Annotated in this window: 12 protein-coding genes; 4 read left to right on the top strand and 8 right to left on the bottom strand. The window is 64.0% G+C overall.

The genetic code is table 11. The annotated features are described in order from the left end of the window. Positions 1-75: 75 nt before the first annotated feature. A complete protein-coding gene (gene gcvP, locus ACVOLS_RS09125; RefSeq protein ID WP_481545377.1) occupies positions 76-2,940 on the top strand; it encodes an aminomethyl-transferring glycine dehydrogenase in 2,865 nt (954 codons plus the stop codon). A 428-nt stretch (positions 2,941-3,368) separates the two neighbouring features. Here the strand turns inward: gcvP and ACVOLS_RS09120 are convergent, their stop codons facing one another. The 6 genes from ACVOLS_RS09120 to hflK all read right to left on the bottom strand — a co-directional run bounded on the left by ACVOLS_RS09120 (position 3,369) and on the right by hflK (position 11,214). Further along, positions 3,369-6,029 (bottom strand): M1 family metallopeptidase, encoded by a 2,661-nt coding sequence (locus ACVOLS_RS09120; protein ID WP_481545376.1) that lies wholly within the window; start codon positions 6,027-6,029, stop codon positions 3,369-3,371. Positions 6,030-6,115: 86 nt separating this feature from the next. Continuing rightward, complete coding sequence (locus tag ACVOLS_RS09115) at positions 6,116-6,847, bottom strand: AraC family transcriptional regulator (protein WP_481545375.1); 732 nt, start codon at positions 6,845-6,847, stop codon at positions 6,116-6,118. Between the two features lie 261 nt (positions 6,848-7,108). Continuing rightward, positions 7,109-8,401 carry an adenylosuccinate synthase gene (locus ACVOLS_RS09110; RefSeq protein WP_481545374.1) on the bottom strand — a complete coding sequence of 431 codons (1,293 nt, stop codon included), beginning with the start codon at positions 8,399-8,401 and terminating at the stop codon, positions 7,109-7,111. Positions 8,402-8,646: 245 nt separating this feature from the next. Next, positions 8,647-8,832 carry a DUF2065 domain-containing protein gene (locus tag ACVOLS_RS09105; RefSeq protein ID WP_481545373.1) on the bottom strand — a complete coding sequence of 62 codons (186 nt, stop codon included), beginning with the start codon at positions 8,830-8,832 and terminating at the stop codon, positions 8,647-8,649. Positions 8,833-9,247: 415 nt separating this feature from the next. Further along, positions 9,248-10,111: a protease modulator HflC gene (gene hflC / locus ACVOLS_RS09100; protein WP_481508788.1), complete on the bottom strand. Its 864-nt coding sequence runs from the start codon at positions 10,109-10,111 to the stop codon at positions 9,248-9,250. Next, positions 10,108-11,214: an FtsH protease activity modulator HflK gene (hflK, locus tag ACVOLS_RS09095; protein ID WP_481545372.1), complete on the bottom strand. Its 1,107-nt coding sequence runs from the start codon at positions 11,212-11,214 to the stop codon at positions 10,108-10,110. Before hflK ends, hflC begins: the two co-directional genes overlap by 4 nt. A 296-nt stretch (positions 11,215-11,510) precedes the next feature. On the opposite strand from hflK, the gene ACVOLS_RS09090 reads away from it, so the two are divergent. Next, positions 11,511-12,506 carry a YhdH/YhfP family quinone oxidoreductase gene (locus ACVOLS_RS09090; RefSeq protein ID WP_481545371.1) on the top strand — a complete coding sequence of 332 codons (996 nt, stop codon included), beginning with the start codon at positions 11,511-11,513 and terminating at the stop codon, positions 12,504-12,506. Between the two features lie 90 nt (positions 12,507-12,596). Then, complete coding sequence (pilH, locus tag ACVOLS_RS09085) at positions 12,597-12,980, top strand: twitching motility response regulator PilH (protein ID WP_481545370.1); 384 nt, start codon at positions 12,597-12,599, stop codon at positions 12,978-12,980. A gap of 318 nt (positions 12,981-13,298) precedes the next feature. On the opposite strand, the gene ACVOLS_RS09080 is transcribed toward pilH, so the two are convergent. Beyond that, a complete protein-coding gene (locus tag ACVOLS_RS09080; protein WP_481545369.1) occupies positions 13,299-14,198 on the bottom strand; it encodes a DnaJ C-terminal domain-containing protein in 900 nt (299 codons plus the stop codon). A 126-nt stretch (positions 14,199-14,324) separates the two neighbouring features. Beyond that, positions 14,325-14,762, bottom strand: a complete 438-nt coding sequence (locus ACVOLS_RS09075) for an Hsp20/alpha crystallin family protein (RefSeq protein ID WP_481545368.1) — start codon at positions 14,760-14,762, stop codon at positions 14,325-14,327. A 150-nt stretch (positions 14,763-14,912) separates the two neighbouring features. Here ACVOLS_RS09075 and ACVOLS_RS09070 point away from each other — a divergent pair, with 150 nt between their 5' ends. After that, positions 14,913-15,395 (top strand): redoxin family protein, encoded by a 483-nt coding sequence (locus ACVOLS_RS09070; protein ID WP_481534261.1) that lies wholly within the window; start codon positions 14,913-14,915, stop codon positions 15,393-15,395. Positions 15,396-15,406: the final 11 nt, after the last annotated feature.

The raw sequence follows: 15,406 nt of genomic DNA, 5'->3' as shown, positions 1-15,406 counted from the left end.
GCGCGGCAACCGGACGGCGGCAAGGCGAGCCTGGCTCACCGCCCCTGCCCTGCATGCCTTCTCCGGACGTCAGCCATGACCCAGAACACCCCTTCGCTGCGCGAACTCGAACACCACTCCGCGTTCGTCGACCGCCACATCGGCCCCAACGACGCTGAAATCGCGCAGATGCTGCGCACCGTTGGCCACGATTCGCTCGAAGCGCTCACCGATGCCATCGTGCCGGGCTCGATCAAGTCGCCGGCGCCGCTGGCGCTGCCCGAGTCGCTGACCGAAGTCGACGCGCTGGCCAAGATCCGCGCCATCGCCGACAAGAACAAGGTACTGCGCAGCTTCATCGGCCAGGGCTATTACGGCACCCACACGCCGAACGTGATCCTGCGCAACATCCTCGAGAACCCGGCGTGGTACACGGCGTACACGCCGTACCAGGCGGAGATCTCGCAGGGCCGCATGGAAGCGCTGATCAACTTCCAGACCATGGTCGCCGACCTGACCGGCATGGAAATCGCCAACGCCTCGCTGCTGGACGAAGCCACCGCCGCCGCCGAAGCGATGACCCTGGCCAAGCGTTCGGCCAAGTCCAAGTCCAAGGTCTTCTTCGTGCAGGACAGCGTGCACCCGCAGACGCTGGAACTGCTGCGCACCCGCGCCGAGCCGATGGGCATTGAACTGCTGATCGGCAAGCCGGCTGACGCGCTGAGCGCCGACACCTTCGGCGTGCTGCTGCAGTACCCGGACAGCCTCGGCAACATCGGCGACTACAAGGCGCTGGTCGAGGCCGTGCACGCCCGCCAGGGCCTGGTCGCCGTGGCCACCGACCTGCTGGCACTGACCCTGATCGCCGCCCCCGGCGAATGGGGCGCGGATATCGCCGTCGGCAACAGCCAGCGCTTCGGCGTGCCGTTCGGTTTCGGCGGCCCCCACGCGGCCTTCATGGCCTGCCGTGACGCCTACAAGCGCTCAATGCCGGGCCGCCTGATCGGCGTCTCGGTCGACGCCGAAGGCAAGGCCGCTTACCGCCTGACCCTGCAGACCCGCGAGCAGCACATCCGTCGCGAGAAGGCCACCTCCAACATCTGTACCGCACAGGTGCTGCTGGCCGTGATGGCCTCGATGTACGCCGTCTACCACGGCCCGGAAGGCCTGCAGCGCATCGCCCGCCGTACCCACCGCCTGGCCGCGATCCTCGCCGCCGCGCTGCGTGGCAAGGGCGTGGCGGTCGGCAACGACTTCTTCGACACCCTGCACATCACCGGCGTTGATTCGGCTGCGCTGAAGGCCAAGGCAGAAGCCGCCGGTATCAACCTGCGCATCATCGATGCCGGCTCGGTCGGCATCAGCCTGGACGAAACCGCAACCCGCGCCGACGTCGTCGCGCTGGGCCAGCTGTTCGGCGCCAGCGTCGATGTGGATGCACTGGATGCCAGCACCGCCGACGCACTGCCGAAGAGCCTGCTGCGCAGCAGCGAGTTCCTCGCCCACCCGGTGTTCAACACGCACCACAGCGAGCACGAGATGCTGCGCTACCTGCGTTCGCTGGCCGACAAGGACCTGGCGATGGATCGCACCATGATCCCGCTGGGCAGCTGCACCATGAAGCTCAACGCCACCGCCGAAATGATCCCGGTGACCTGGCCGGAATTCGCCAACATCCACCCGCTGGCACCGGCGGATCAGGCCCAGGGCTACAAGGAACTGATCGACGGCCTGGAAGCGATGCTGGTCGAGTGCACAGGCTACGACGCAGTGAGCCTGCAGCCGAACTCCGGCGCGCAGGGCGAATACGCCGGCCTGCTGGCAATCCGCGCCTACCACCGCTCGCGCAACGAAGGCCATCGCGACATCTGCCTGATCCCGGACTCGGCGCACGGCACCAACCCGGCCTCGGCACAGATGTGCGGCATGACCGTGGTCGTGACCAAGACCGACAGCAACGGCAACGTCGATGTCGAGGACATCCGCCGCAACGCCGAGAAGTACAGTGACCGCCTGGCTGCGATCATGATGACCTACCCGTCCACGCACGGCGTGTTCGAGGAAGAAGTGGTCGAGATCTGCGAGATCATCCACAAGCACGGCGGCCAGGTGTACACCGACGGTGCCAACATGAACGCCCTGGTCGGCGTGGCCAAGCCCGGCAAGTGGGGCTCGGACGTGTCGCACCTGAACCTGCACAAGACCTTCTGCATCCCGCACGGCGGCGGCGGCCCGGGCGTTGGCCCGTGTGCGGTGAAGTCGCATCTTGCCCCGTTCCTGCCGGGCAAGCTCGGCGACAACGGCCCGGTCGGCATGGTCAGCGCAGCCAGCTTCGGCAGCGCCTCGATCCTGCCGATCAGCTGGATGTACATCACCCTGATGGGCACCGCTGGTCTGCGCAAGGCAACCCAGGTTGCGCTGCTCAACGCCAACTACATCGCCAAGCGCCTGGCCCCGCATTACGCCACGCTGTACACCGGCCGTAACGGTCTGGTGGCGCATGAGTGCATCCTCGACGTGCGTCCGCTGGAGAAGACCTCCGGTATCGGCGCCGAGGACGTGGCCAAGCGCCTGATCGACTTCGGCTTCCACGCCCCGACCCTGAGCTTCCCGGTTGCCGGTACGCTGATGGTCGAGCCGACCGAAAGCGAATCGCAGCACGAACTGGATCGCTTCATCGACGCGATGATCCAGATCCGCGAGGAAATCCAGGCCATCGAAGACGGTAAGCTGGACCGCGAGGACAACCCGCTCAAGCACGCCCCGCACACTGCCGGTGCAGTGTCGGCCAGCGAGTGGACGCATGCCTACCCGCGTGAGCTGGCAGCGTTCCCGCTGCCGTCGCTCAAGTTGCAGAAGTACTGGCCGCCGGTTGCACGCGTCGACAACGTGTACGGCGACAAGAACATCATGTGCGCCTGCATCCCGGTGGATGCGTACAAGGAAGATGTCGAGGCGTGATCGGGGCTTGATTGCCTGATGCGCAAATGAAAACAGCCGGCGAAAGTCGGCTGTTTTTTTGTGACGATTGGGAGATTGGAGCAGCTGGTCTTTCTTGGTCACCGCAAACAGCGGGGCAAGGTTTTGGCTTTGTGGCTTCTGCTTCTGCTTCTGCTTCTGCTTCTGCTTAGGCTTAGGCTTCTGCTTAGGCTTCTGCCTTAGCTTTAGCTTTAGCCTTAGCTTTAGCTTTAGCTTGTGCTTTGGCTTTGGCTTTTGGCTTTGGCTCTGGCTCTGGCCTTCCCTTCTCCCGTTTACGGGAGAAGGTGCCCAACGGGCGGATGAGGGGGGCTTTTGACTTTGCTCAGCTGGAAGCTTCCCCTCACCCCAACCCCTCTCCCGCAGGCGGGAGAGGAGCTTCAAAGCTGCACTTGCACCTCCGCTGCAGCGCCTCAATACCCCTTCTGCTTCAACCAGGCATCCACCTGCGGCTTGCGCTCTGCACGCAACCGCAGCTTGGTCTGGATACCGGCAATCACCGTCTCCGCATCACGTCGCGAGGTCGGTGCGATGTGTGCATCGGCAAATGCCTTGATCTTGTCCACCATCTGCAGGTTGTCGGCACTGCGGCCCAGGCCCGGGTAGTAACGCGCACGCGAGGTGCTGTCGACCAGGGTGTCCACCTTCTCGCGGTGGGCAACAGCGAAGTCGAAGGCCAGGTCCGCATGCTCGTGCGATACGCCACCAATCATGCCCGCGCTGTTGGTCGCACCCGGCTCCTCGGTCAGCGCCATGTCCAATGCCCGCTGTGCCAGCGCCTTGTCCTTGGGCAGGGCCAGCAATCCGTAGTACTGGTCACGCACCATTGCAGATGTCTCCTGCTTGGCCAGCGTGTGCAGCTTGTCCCAGGTTGCCGCGTCGGCATTGCGCGCCACCACACCCAGCACACTGCTGCGCAGGTCCGGCGACAGTGAATCCGGCTTGGCCAGGAAGGCATCAAAGCGGCGCTGCGCTTCGGCAACCACCTGCGCATCGTCCAACGCCGCCAGAGTGCCGATCAGCCCGCTACGCAACTCCTTGGTCTGCGCCGAGTCGCTGTCCTGACCGTCCCAACCCAGCGACTGAAATACCGGCGACAAACGCGAACGTGCGTAGCTGCGGAAGGCGGCCTGCCGCGCGGTATCGCCGTCGAACATGCCGTCGATCCCGCTCAGTGTGCCGGACGCCATGTCCCACAGATCGATGGGCGCATCGGCACTGATCTTCGCGATCAAATCGAGCAGATCCGCATCGGGCTGCAGGCCGGCTGCGGCCAGTGCACTGGTATCCATCATCACGCCGAGCTGGTCGACCACCGGCAATTTGTCGAAGCCTGCACTCAGCGCCTTGAACTGCGTCGGCGCATACAAGGTGCGGTAATAGCCCTTCTGCCCGGCATTGACCAGCAGCGGCCCAGTGCATCCCGGCAACTGCACGTTGGTGTCGCCATCGACCAGCGTGTGCACCACCTCACCATTGCCCACCCGCAGACTCACCGGCACGCGCCAATGCAGCGGCTGCTTGTCCTTGCGATCAATCGTGTACTCGCCCTGGCTCAACTTCACCTGGGTGTTACCGGCGACGCAGCTGCTGTTGGCACGAATCAAGGGCACGCCCGGTTGCAGGGTGAAATCATGCGCCACTTCCATGAAGCGCTTGCCCGGTGCCGCCTTGTCGATCTCGGCCCACAGGTCATCGGTGACTGCATTGCCGTAAGCATGGGCACCGATGTAACGGCGCACGCCATCACGCCATGCATCCGCGCCGACGTAGTCCTCGAACATCGAGATCACCGCCGAGCCCTTGCCATAGGTGATGCCGTCGAAGGCCTGGCTGGCCTGCTCCACCGTCGCCACGTGCTGCACGATCGGATGGGTGGTGACGTAGGCATCGCGGCCCATCGCGCCGCGGCTGGTATGTGCGGCATCGACGTTGTTGATGTCCCATTCCGGGTGCAGCTTGCGGGTGGTGCGCGCCTCCATCCATGAAGCGAAACCTTCGTTGAGCCACAGGTCATCCCACCACGCCATCGTCACCAGATTGCCGAACCACTGGTGCGCGATCTCATGCGCGGCAATCGAGAACACCGCCTTCTTGTCGGAGACGCTGGACACGGCCGGGTCCAGCAGCAGCGCATATTCGAAGGTGAAGATCGCACCCCAGTTTTCCATCGCGCTGAAGAACTGGCTGCCGCCAGGTGCAGCGACGTTGTCGAGCTTGGGCAGTGGATACTTCACGCCGAAATAGTCGTTGTATTCACGCAACACTTCCGCACTGCCTTCCAGCGCGAACTGCGCCTGTTCGACCTTACCGGTCTGCGCAATCACGCCGATCTCGGTGTCGCCTTCCTTGACGGTGGCGCGCTCGAACTCGCCGCTGGAGAAGAACAGCAGGTAGGTCGACATCTTCGGTGTGGTCTGGAACACCACCTGCTTCAAACCCTTGCCCAGCGCCTTGCTGCTGGCCACCGGCATATTGCTGACCGCCATCTCGGCTTCCGGCACGGTCACGCTCAAATCGAACGTCGCCTTGAAGCCCGGCTCGTCCCAGGACGGAATGAAGCGGCGTGCATCGGAATTTTCAAACTGGGTGAACAGCGCGCGCTTCTTGCTGCCATCGGCTACCGGGTAATCCAGCGCGAACAAGCCATTGGCCTGGGTGTTGATGGTGCCGCTGTAATCGATGCTCAGCGTGTAGCGGCCCGGCTGCAGCGGGTTGGCCACCACAAAGCTGGCGGTCTGATTGGCCTCATCCACGCTGACCGTGGCCGGCATCGCCTTGCCGCCGGCGGGTTGCAGCTGACTCTTGCCGAAGCGCATGCCCGCTGCCTGCAACACGATGCTGTTGGTGGGCTGCAGCACTTCCAGATCAATGCTGACCTTGCCGTCGAAGCGCATATGTGCGGCGTGCGGCGTGATCTCCACCCGGTAATGATCCGGGCGCGCAGTGCGCGGCAGCTGCGTGGTGGCTTCATTGCGGGCCGCAGCGCCGGCTGTTGGCTCGGAAGCAAAGACAGCAGGCGTGGCAACGCTGGAAAGGGCAAGACTGATCGCGACAACAAGGGAACGGCGCATCGAAGCTCCTGACGAAAAGACATGGGCTTGAGGCCCACCAACTTTCCATCATCTGCCCGTCTACCGTCCCCCAACACTCCCGGAAGTCATAGCCCGACGCGGGCGGCGTCCTGTTGCGCGCGCTCGGCAATCATCGCCCGGTACTGCCGCGGCGCCATGCCCACTTCAGCCTTGAACTTGCGGGTGAATGCACTCTGGTCACTGAAACCACAGGCCTGGCCGATGCTGGCCACACTGTCATCGCCGTGCAGCAGGTGCAGTGCGATCTGGATGCGCAGGCGGGTCAGCACCTGCTGCGGCGTCATCTGGAACACCTTGCGGAACGAGCGCTCCAGCTTGGACAACGAGAAGCCGGTGATATCCAGCAAGGTCTGCATGCGCACGTTTTCGGCGTAATGCGTATTGAGGTAATCAAGTGCCAGCCGCAGCGGTTCGTATTGGGATTCCAGACCACCGCGCTGGCCGAGGTCACGCGAGATGCCTATCAATCCGACCACCTTGCCGTTCTCGACGATGGGCCGCTTGCAGGTCAGGCACCACCCCGGCTGCTGGTTGGGGAACAGCTGCAGCTCCATCACGTTCTCGATCACCTCGCCGGCCAGCACCCGCGCGTCCTGTTCGGTGTAGGCCTCGCTCATCCCGACCGGATACAACTCGTCGGCACGCTTGCCGATGGCGTCACTGCGCGACTTCATGCCCAAGCGCTGCATCATCGTCATGTTGACGTGGGTGTAACGCCCATCGATGTCCTTGGCGAAAAACAGCACGCTGGGAATGGCGTCGAACAGGGCTTCGATTTCGGCAGGATCAATACGCATCGGGTCAGTCAGGCTGGCAGCGGGGGGCGTGCCCAGCCATTCTAGCCAGTGCTGCGCTGCCTGTAGTGCCGACCCATGGTCGGCAATGGGCGTTACCGGTAATGCACCTGCCGACCATGGGTCGGCACTACAGGTTGGGCTTTATCGGTAATGCCCCTGCCGACCATGGGTCGGCACTACGGGTTTGGCCTTGTCGGTAATGCCCCGAAACACAACGCCCCGCTTTCGCGGGGCGTTGGCTGTTACATCACGGCGCGGCTATCAGCCCCACGGATCCTGCAGGATCATGGTGTGGTCGCGGTCCGGGCCGGTCGAGACGATGGACACCGGGCAGCCTGCCAGTTCTTCCAGCGAACGCAGGTAGGCACGCGCGGCCGGCGGCAGCTTGTCCCACTCGGTGATGCCGTGGGTGTTTTCGCTCCAGCCCGGGAACTCCAGGTACACGGGGGTGCACTCTTCCCAGCCCTGCGCATCCAGCGGTGCGTATTCGGAACGCTTGCCGCGGTATTCATAGGCAATGCAGACCTTCAGCTTTTCCATGCCGTCGAGCACATCGAGCTTGGTGATGCACAGGCCGGAGATACCGTTGATGGCCACGGCGCGCTTCAGCGCGACGATGTCCATCCAACCGCAGCGACGCGGACGGCCGGTCGACGCGCCGTACTCGGCGCCACGGTCGCGGATGCCCTGGCCGATTTCATCGTCCAGCTCGGTCGGGAACGGGCCACCGCCAACGCGGGTCGCGTAAGCCTTGGCAATACCCAGCACATAGTCGATGGCATCGGCGCCAACGCCGGCACCGGCCAGTGCACCACCGACGGTGGTGTTGGAGCTGGTGACGTACGGGTAGGTGCCGTGGTCGATGTCGAGCAGTGCGCCCTGGGCGCCTTCGAACAGCACGCGCTTGCCCTGCTTGCGCAGGTCATGGCAGATGCCGGCGACGTCGGACTTCATCGGCTCGACGTATTCGCCGAAGGCCAGTGCTTCCTGGTACACGGTGTCGAAATCGACCGGCTCCACGCCCAGGTACTTGGTCAGCACGAAGTTGTGGTAATCCAGCGCGGCACGCAGCTTTTCAGCCAGCTGTTCCGGATAGTGCAGGTCGGCGATGCGGATGCCGCGACGTGCAACCTTGTCTTCATAGGCCGGGCCGATGCCGCGGCCGGTGGTGCCGATGGCCTTGCCACCAGCGGCCTTCTCACGCGCCTGATCCAGGGCGATGTGGTACGGCATGATCAGCGGCGCTGCCGGCGAGATCTTCAGGCGCGAACGCACTTCGACGCCAGCGGTTTCCAGCTCTTCGATTTCCTTGCGCAGTGCGGCCGGGGAAATCACCACGCCATTGCCGATCAGGCACAGCGCCTCGTCGCGCAGGATGCCTGACGGAATCAGGTGCAGGACGGTCTTCTTGCCGTTGATGACCAAGGTATGGCCGGCGTTGTGACCACCCTGGAAACGCACAACTGCACCGATTTCCTCGGTCAGCAGATCGACGATCTTGCCCTTGCCTTCATCGCCCCACTGGGCGCCGAGAACGACAACTGATTGACCCATGACGGGTAACTCCTGAGTTTGCTGCGGCCATCGGGGCCGCGGACGGGGCCGTGCGCTGCGCTGCGGTCCGCCATCATGGACGCCCCATCGGGGAGCATCCGGCAAACGCCAGGGCCATACACGGAAAAAGCCGAACGGGGCACTCCAGGAGGAGTAAGCCCGACCGGCTTTTGTGGATTATCCGGGTTTTGACTGACAGCTACCACCCCCGAAGCTACAGGTTGGTATGGGCGTCAGGGTTTGGTTCAGTGGCGGACCCACCACAGGACCGCCAAGCCGATGAGCAGCGCCGCAGCGCCCATTCCGCGCAGGGAGGCAGCAGGTTGATCCAGCATCTGCGCGGCCATCCGCTTCCACGCCAGCGGCGCGATGAACAGGAACAGGCCCTCGATGATGGCCACGAGGCAGAGGGCGGAAAAGAGGTCTTGCATGCGTCAGAGTCTTCAAAAACCGGGTAGTGCCGAGCCATGCTCGGCAAGAGTTTTGCTGAGATAGCCGAACCTGTAGTGCCGAGCCATGCTCGGCAGGGGCAATACCGGGATAACAGTTGTAGGAGCGGCGTCAGCCGCGAAGCCCGGGACTCACCAGATTGCAGCCCAGCCTGTGATTTCAGCGCTACCTGCTTCGCGGCTTACGCCCGCTCCTACAGGCTTTGTCGGGAAAGCTTCTGCCGAGCATGGCTCGGCACTACAGAGCCAGAGGCTGCCCTCACCTCAACCCCCGCTCCGCGCCCCGGCCCTTGCGCTGGCGCAAGGGCGTTCGATGGGCAGCGAACCGACGGTTCGCAAGCAGCCCCTCTCACCCCGCATGCGGGAGAGGGGCTTGAGCAAGGCCCAAACCGAGCGATCAGCGATCGCTCTTCATGTACTGCAGGAACGGGTCGTTCTTGTCGAGCACGATCACGCCGTTGCCGTCGGTCATCGAGGCGCGGTAGGCCTCGAGGCTGCGGTAGAAGGCGTAGAACGACGGGTCGGCCGAACCGGCCTTGCCGTAGATCGACGCGGCCTGGGCGTCGCCCTCACCGCGCAGCTGCTGCGCATCGCGCTCGGCTTCGGCCACGATCACGGTGCTTTCGCGGTCGGCCTGGGCGCGGATGGTCAGCGACTGCTCTTCGCCCTCGGCGCGCAGCTTGGCGGCCTCCTGCTTACGCTGGGCGCGCATACGCTCGTAGACGTCGGCGATCACCTGGCTGTCGGTCGGCAGGTCGATCTGCTTGATGCGCAGGTCGATGATCTCCATGCCCAAGGCTGCAATCGCCTCGTTGATCGACTTCAGCTGGCCGGCAATCAGCTCGCCACGGTCACCGGATACCAGCGCCTGCAAGGTGCGCGAGTTGATCTGGTTACGCAGCGAATCGGTGATGATCGGTGCGAGGCGGGCGTTGACGATCTTGCTGTCGCCGCCGGTGGCGCGGTAATAGGCGCGCACGTCGGAGATCCTGCCAATGGCGAAGAAGTCGACGCTGACGTCCTTCTGCTCGGCGGTGAAGTAACGCGCCGGAGCGGTATCCAACACCTGGAAGCGACGGTCGAACACCCGCACGGTTTCAACCAGCGGCACCTTGAAGTGCAGGCCCGGCTTGATGTCCGCACGTACCACCTTGCCCAGGTTGAGCACCATCGCGGTCTGGTCTTCACGCACCACGTAGACCGAGCCCAGCAGGCCCAGCAACACTGCGACGACTACGCCGATAACGACTGAATTTTTCATCGGCCGGCCTCCTCACGCGATGCCGAGCGCGAGACCGAACGGTCCGCGTTGCGAATGCTGTCGGTTGCCGCCGGCAAGGCCGGTGCCACCATCTCCGGGGTCAGCTGCGGGGCGTTGCCGGTCTTGCTGGCATCGGCCGGCATCGGCACGTAGATCAGCTGACGGCCATCGCCACCGATGACCTTGCGGTTCTCGGCCAGCACCTGCTGCACGGTTTCAAGCCACAGACGCTTGCGGGTGACTTCCGGCGCGTTCTTGTACTCGCCCTGCAACAGGGTGAAGCGGCGTGCGTCACCTTCGGCGCGGGCGACGATGGCCTGCTTATAGCCTTCGGCGGTGGTGCGGGCACGCGAGGCCTGGCCGCGCGCTTCCGGTACAACCTTGGCGGCATAAGCCTGGGCTTCGTTGATCAGGCGTTCCTTGACCTGCTGGGCACCGTTGACCTCATCGAAGGCCGGCTTCACTTCTTCCGGCGGACGGGCGTCTGGCAGGGTCAGGCCAGTCACGCTGAGACCGGTCTTGTAGCTCTTGAGCGAGGCCTGCAGGCGCTGCTCGGCCACCACGGCCAGCGGACCACGGTTATTCAGCACGGTATTCAGGTCAGCGCGGCCAACCTGCTCACGCACGGCGCTCTGCGCGGACTGTTCCAGCATCTGGTCGGCATCAACGGTACCGAACAGGTACTCGCGCGGGTCGTCCACGCGGTACTGCACGTTGACCGACACGTTGACGATGTTCTCGTCACGGGTCAGCACCGGCACGTTGCTGCTGAAGGTCTTGATCTGGGTCGCATTGACCTTGACCACCGATTCCAGCGGCCACGGCAGCTTGAAGTTGGGGCCCGGCTGCAGGATGCGCGAGTACTCACCAAAGCGCAGGACCACGCCACGCTGCTGTTCGCCGATCAGTTGGAAACTGGAGAACAACAGCAGTAGACCCAATGCGACCAGCACCCAGCGCCAGATACCGCCATCAAACAGGTCGCGCAGCGGACCGGGCAGTCCACCACCCCAACCTCCGCCACTGCCGCCACGTGGCGTACGCGGCGCGCGGTTGTTGTCCGCACCACCACCGCTGTTGCCGCCGGGTGTATTCCAGGCCATGCATGCTCCATCTGTAAGGGCCAGGCTGCGGGGGCTCCCGCCGAGGACCTGACCATCTATCGAATCCCGATTCTAACAAGGCAGACTCTGAACAGGTTCGGGGCTACCTGAACGGAACGTTTTGCCCGCCAATCAGCTAGCCAAGTAGCCGATCCTGCGGTGCGAGCACCAGCCAAGGCGGGTCCGCGGTGTGCGTACAGGCCCCGCCCGGCACCTGCTCTGAACAGGAATAAGGGCAGACCGGCCTTTTCACAACAGTTATGGTTGCACTCCCCCGTTCCGACGCAGGCCCACCGATGTCCCCTACCGCCCCGTTCACCGCCTTCCGCATCCACAATGACGACGCTGGCTACCGCAGCGGTCCTGAACAAGTGGACCTGGACCAACTGAGCCCGGGCGAGGTGGTGATCCGCGCGCGCTGGTCCTCGGTCAACTACAAGGATGCACTGGCAGGCACCGGCAAGGGCAAGATCCTGCGCCGCTTCCCGCTGGTTGGCGGCATTGATGTGGCTGGCGAAGTAGTCGCCTCCAGCGACCCGGCCTTCCGCGAGGGCGACCAGGTACTGACTACCGGCTGCGGCCTGAGCGAGACCCGTGACGGTGGCTACAGCCAGTACGTGCGCCTGGAATCCAAGTGGGTGATCCCGCTGCCGCCCCAGCTCAGCCTGCGCGAGGCCATGGTGTTGGGCACGGCCGGCTTCACCGCCGCGCTGGCGCTGCTGCGCATGACCGACAACCGGCAGACGCCAGCCCTCGGCCCGCTGGCCGTCACCGGCGCTACCGGCGGGGTCGGTTCGCTGGCGGTCGACATCTTCAGCCAGGCGGGCTACGAGGTGCATGCCATCAGCGGCAAGGCCGAGGCGGCGGAGTACCTGACCGCCATCGGTGCCAGCCAGATCCTCGGCCGCAATGCCTTGGCCACGACCCGGCCTATGGAATCAGCGCGCTTTGGCGGCGGCCTGGACAATGTCGGCGGCAGCATGCTGACCAGCCTGCTGGCGCAGACCAGCCCCTATGGCAACGTGGCGTCGGCCGGTCTGGCCGCCTCCGGCGAGCTGGACATGACGGTGATGCCCTTCATCATCCGCGGCGTCTCGCTGCTCGGCGTGGCTTCCGCCGGCACCGCCCGCGACATCCGCGAGCAGGTCTGGCAGCGCCTGGGCAGCGACTGGAAGCCGCGTCACCTGGACCGCATTTGTACCCGCGAGGTAGGCCTGGATGGTCTGCCCGAGGTCTTCGCGACGATGCTGGAAGGCAAATCCTTCGGCCGCACCGTCGTAAGAATCGACTGATATCGGCCTCAAGTCGCGCCGGCGTGAGTCGCGTCACTTCACGCCGGCGGCGCGCCAGCACTACACTGCCGCCACTACTTGGGGAAAAACATGGCGCGTATCCTGATCGTCGACGATTCACCATCGCAGTTGATGGGCATCCAGCGCATTGTGGAAAAGCTGGGGCATGAGATTTTCACCGCAACTGATGGCGCCTCTGGGGTGGAGGTTGCCAAGCAGGTGTTGCCGGACCTGGTGCTGATGGACGTGGTGATGCCGAACCTCAATGGGTTCCAGGCAACGCGCACGCTCAAGCGCGAGGCGACCACGCAGCACATCCCGGTGATCCTGGTGACCACCAAGGATCAGGACACCGATCGCTTGTGGGGCATGCGCCAGGGGGCGAAGGCGTACATCACCAAGCCGTTTACCGAAGGCGATCTGTCGGCGGTGATCGCGCAGGTGTTCAGTGCCGAGGCACCGCCGGTTGGGTGATGCTGCTTTCTTGGGGAAAGCTGTTTGGAAAGGCGGGCTTTGCCCGCCTTTCTTGTTTTTTGCGGTTGGGGTTTGCTTTGGGTTTGCTTGCTGGAAGCTTGCCCTCACCCCAACCCCTCTCCCGCGCGCGGGAGAGGGGCTAGCAATGCGTCGGCTGCCAGTGCACTGCGAGCGCAAGCAATCCGAGCCCCTCTCCCGCCTGCGGGAGAGGGGTTGGGGTGAGGGCAAGCTTCTAGCTGAAGACATAAACCAAAGAAAAAAAGAAAAGCGGGCAAAGCCTGCTTCTCTTCAACAGCAACAGCGCGAACCGAACCGCACTCAGTCCTCGCCAAACGCCTTGGCCAGGTCCTTGTACGCCTTGCGCTGGGCTTCGTTGCTCGCCACCGGCGCAATCACTTCCAGCTCCACGATCTGGTCGCCATCCGGACTGCCAGGCAAACCACGGCCACGCAGGCGCAGCTTGCGGCCGCTGTCCGAATCGGCCGGCACCTTCAGTTCCACCGAACCACCAAGCGTCGGCACGCTGATGCTGGTGCCCAAAGCGGCCTGCCACGGGGTCACCTGCAAGGTGTACAGAATATTGCGGCCATCCACCTCGAACTGCGGGTGCGAGGCGTACTCAACTTCCAACATCAAATTGCCGCCGCCGCTGCCCTGCCCGCTGAGGCGGATCACCTGACCCGGACGGATGCCCTTGGGCACACGCACATCGAGCTGGCGACCGTCGACGGTGATGCGCAGGCTATCGCCGTTGTAGGCAGCCTCCAGCGGCACCGACAGCTTTGCGCGGGTATCGCGCATCGGCTGCGGGCCGGCACCACCGAAACCCGGGCCCGGACGCCGCCCACCCGCACCTGCGCCACCGCGCTGGCGAGCAAACAGGCTCTCGAAGAAATCGCTGAAACCGCCGTTGGCATTGCCGCCGCCGAACACTTCCTCGAAATCAAACCCCTGCCCGCCGCCAAAGCCCGGCGGGGCATTGAATTCCTCGCCCGGGCGATAGCCCTGCGCGCGCAGCTGGTCATAGGCCTTGCGCTTGGCCGGATCGCGCAGCGCCTCATAGGCCTCGTTGACTGCCTTGAATTTCTCCTCGGCGCCGGCTTCCTTGCTTACGTCCGGGTGGTACTTGCGCGCCAGCCGACGGTAGGCCGTCTTGATTTCGGCATCACCGGCGCTGGGTTCAACCCCAAGCGTGGCGTAGTAATCCTTGAATTCCATCCTCACACCTCTGAAAAAAAGCTGGCCCGACACCTTGCGGCAACGGGCCATCGTGCAATCGGCAGGCGCCGTGGCCCCATTCTACCGGGCCACGGTGCCTGCGCAGGTGGAAGTTCGCTCACGCCATCAGGCGTTGGGCTGGCCCTGCACCACCTGGATGCGGCGCGGTGCCGCCTCGCTGCGCTTGGGAATGCGCACTTCCAATACGCCATTGTGGCTGTGGGCAACAATGCCCTCGGCATCGGCGCTGTCCGGCAGCACGAAACGGCGGTTGAAGACACCCTGGCCCCGTTCGCTGCGGGTCAGTCGCTGGCCTTCGGCCAGTTCCGGTGCGCTGCGCTGGCCGCTGATGGTCAACACACCCTTCTCCATCTGCACGTCGATGCTGGCGGGGTCAACGCCGGGCAGGTCGGCCGAAACAACGAAACGATTGGCTTCCTCACGGATATCCACTGCCGGCACCCATGCTGACGCGGTATTGCCGGTGACGGTTTCAAGCAATGGCGACAACAACTGATGAATCTCGGACTGGGTCGGCCACTGGCGGTAACGTACGATGCTCATGATGTCCTCCTGCAAGATAGGGGACTGGCATGCCGGAATGGCGCTGCCTTTCCCATGCACACGACGTATTGTGTGAAGACCGCCTTTTCAAGCTGTTGACGCGGTGCTTCCCCCGTCTCTTTAAACTTAAATTCAGTCTAGGAGTCCTGCATGTCCATCAACGTTGGCGATCGCATCCCTGAAGTCACCCTCAAACGCCTGCGCGAAGGGCTGGAGACGATCGACACCCATGCACTGTTCGATGGCCGCAAAGCGGTGCTGTTCGCGGTTCCCGGCGCATTCACCCCTACCTGCTCGGCCCGTCACCTGCCTGGCTACGTCGAGCACTTCGAGGATTTCCGCAACCGCGGCATCGAAGTGTTCTGCATGGCGGTCAATGACCCGTTCGTGATGCAGGCCTGGGCCAAGAGCCAATCGGTGCCGGATGGGCTGCAGATGCTGTCCGACGGCAACGGCGACTTCACCCGTGCGTTGGGCCTGGAAATGGATGCCAGCGCGTCCGGCATGGGCATCCGTTCGCGTCGTTTTGCGTTGTACATCGAGAACGGCGTGGTCCGCGCTACCTACATCGAACAGCCAGGACAATTCGAGGTATCCGGGGCTGAGCATGTGCTCGCCCATCTCCCCACCTAGGGATTCAATAG

It is taken from the genome of Stenotrophomonas sp. STEN038 (assembly GCF_056759895.1).
The sequence above is the reverse complement of the archived record's forward strand: the minus strand, read 5'-3'. Positions and strand labels throughout refer to the sequence as shown.

Excerpts from the sequence above, each read along its gene's own strand:
- gcvP (WP_481545377.1), top strand. The coding sequence starts at position 76 with ATGACCCAGAACACCCCTTCGCTGCGCGAACTCGAACACCACTCCGCG.
- ACVOLS_RS09120 (WP_481545376.1), bottom strand. The coding sequence starts at position 6,029 with ATGCGCCGTTCCCTTGTTGTCGCGATCAGTCTTGCCCTTTCCAGCGTT.
- ACVOLS_RS09115 (WP_481545375.1), bottom strand. The coding sequence starts at position 6,847 with ATGCGTATTGATCCTGCCGAAATCGAAGCCCTGTTCGACGCCATTCCC.
- ACVOLS_RS09110 (WP_481545374.1), bottom strand. The coding sequence starts at position 8,401 with ATGGGTCAATCAGTTGTCGTTCTCGGCGCCCAGTGGGGCGATGAAGGC.
- ACVOLS_RS09105 (WP_481545373.1), bottom strand. The coding sequence starts at position 8,832 with ATGCAAGACCTCTTTTCCGCCCTCTGCCTCGTGGCCATCATCGAGGGC.
- hflC (WP_481508788.1), bottom strand. The coding sequence starts at position 10,111 with ATGAAAAATTCAGTCGTTATCGGCGTAGTCGTCGCAGTGTTGCTGGGC.
- hflK (WP_481545372.1), bottom strand. The coding sequence starts at position 11,214 with ATGGCCTGGAATACACCCGGCGGCAACAGCGGTGGTGGTGCGGACAAC.
- ACVOLS_RS09090 (WP_481545371.1), top strand. The coding sequence starts at position 11,511 with ATGTCCCCTACCGCCCCGTTCACCGCCTTCCGCATCCACAATGACGAC.
- pilH (WP_481545370.1), top strand. The coding sequence starts at position 12,597 with ATGGCGCGTATCCTGATCGTCGACGATTCACCATCGCAGTTGATGGGC.
- ACVOLS_RS09080 (WP_481545369.1), bottom strand. The coding sequence starts at position 14,198 with ATGGAATTCAAGGATTACTACGCCACGCTTGGGGTTGAACCCAGCGCC.
- ACVOLS_RS09075 (WP_481545368.1), bottom strand. The coding sequence starts at position 14,762 with ATGAGCATCGTACGTTACCGCCAGTGGCCGACCCAGTCCGAGATTCAT.
- ACVOLS_RS09070 (WP_481534261.1), top strand. The coding sequence starts at position 14,913 with ATGTCCATCAACGTTGGCGATCGCATCCCTGAAGTCACCCTCAAACGC.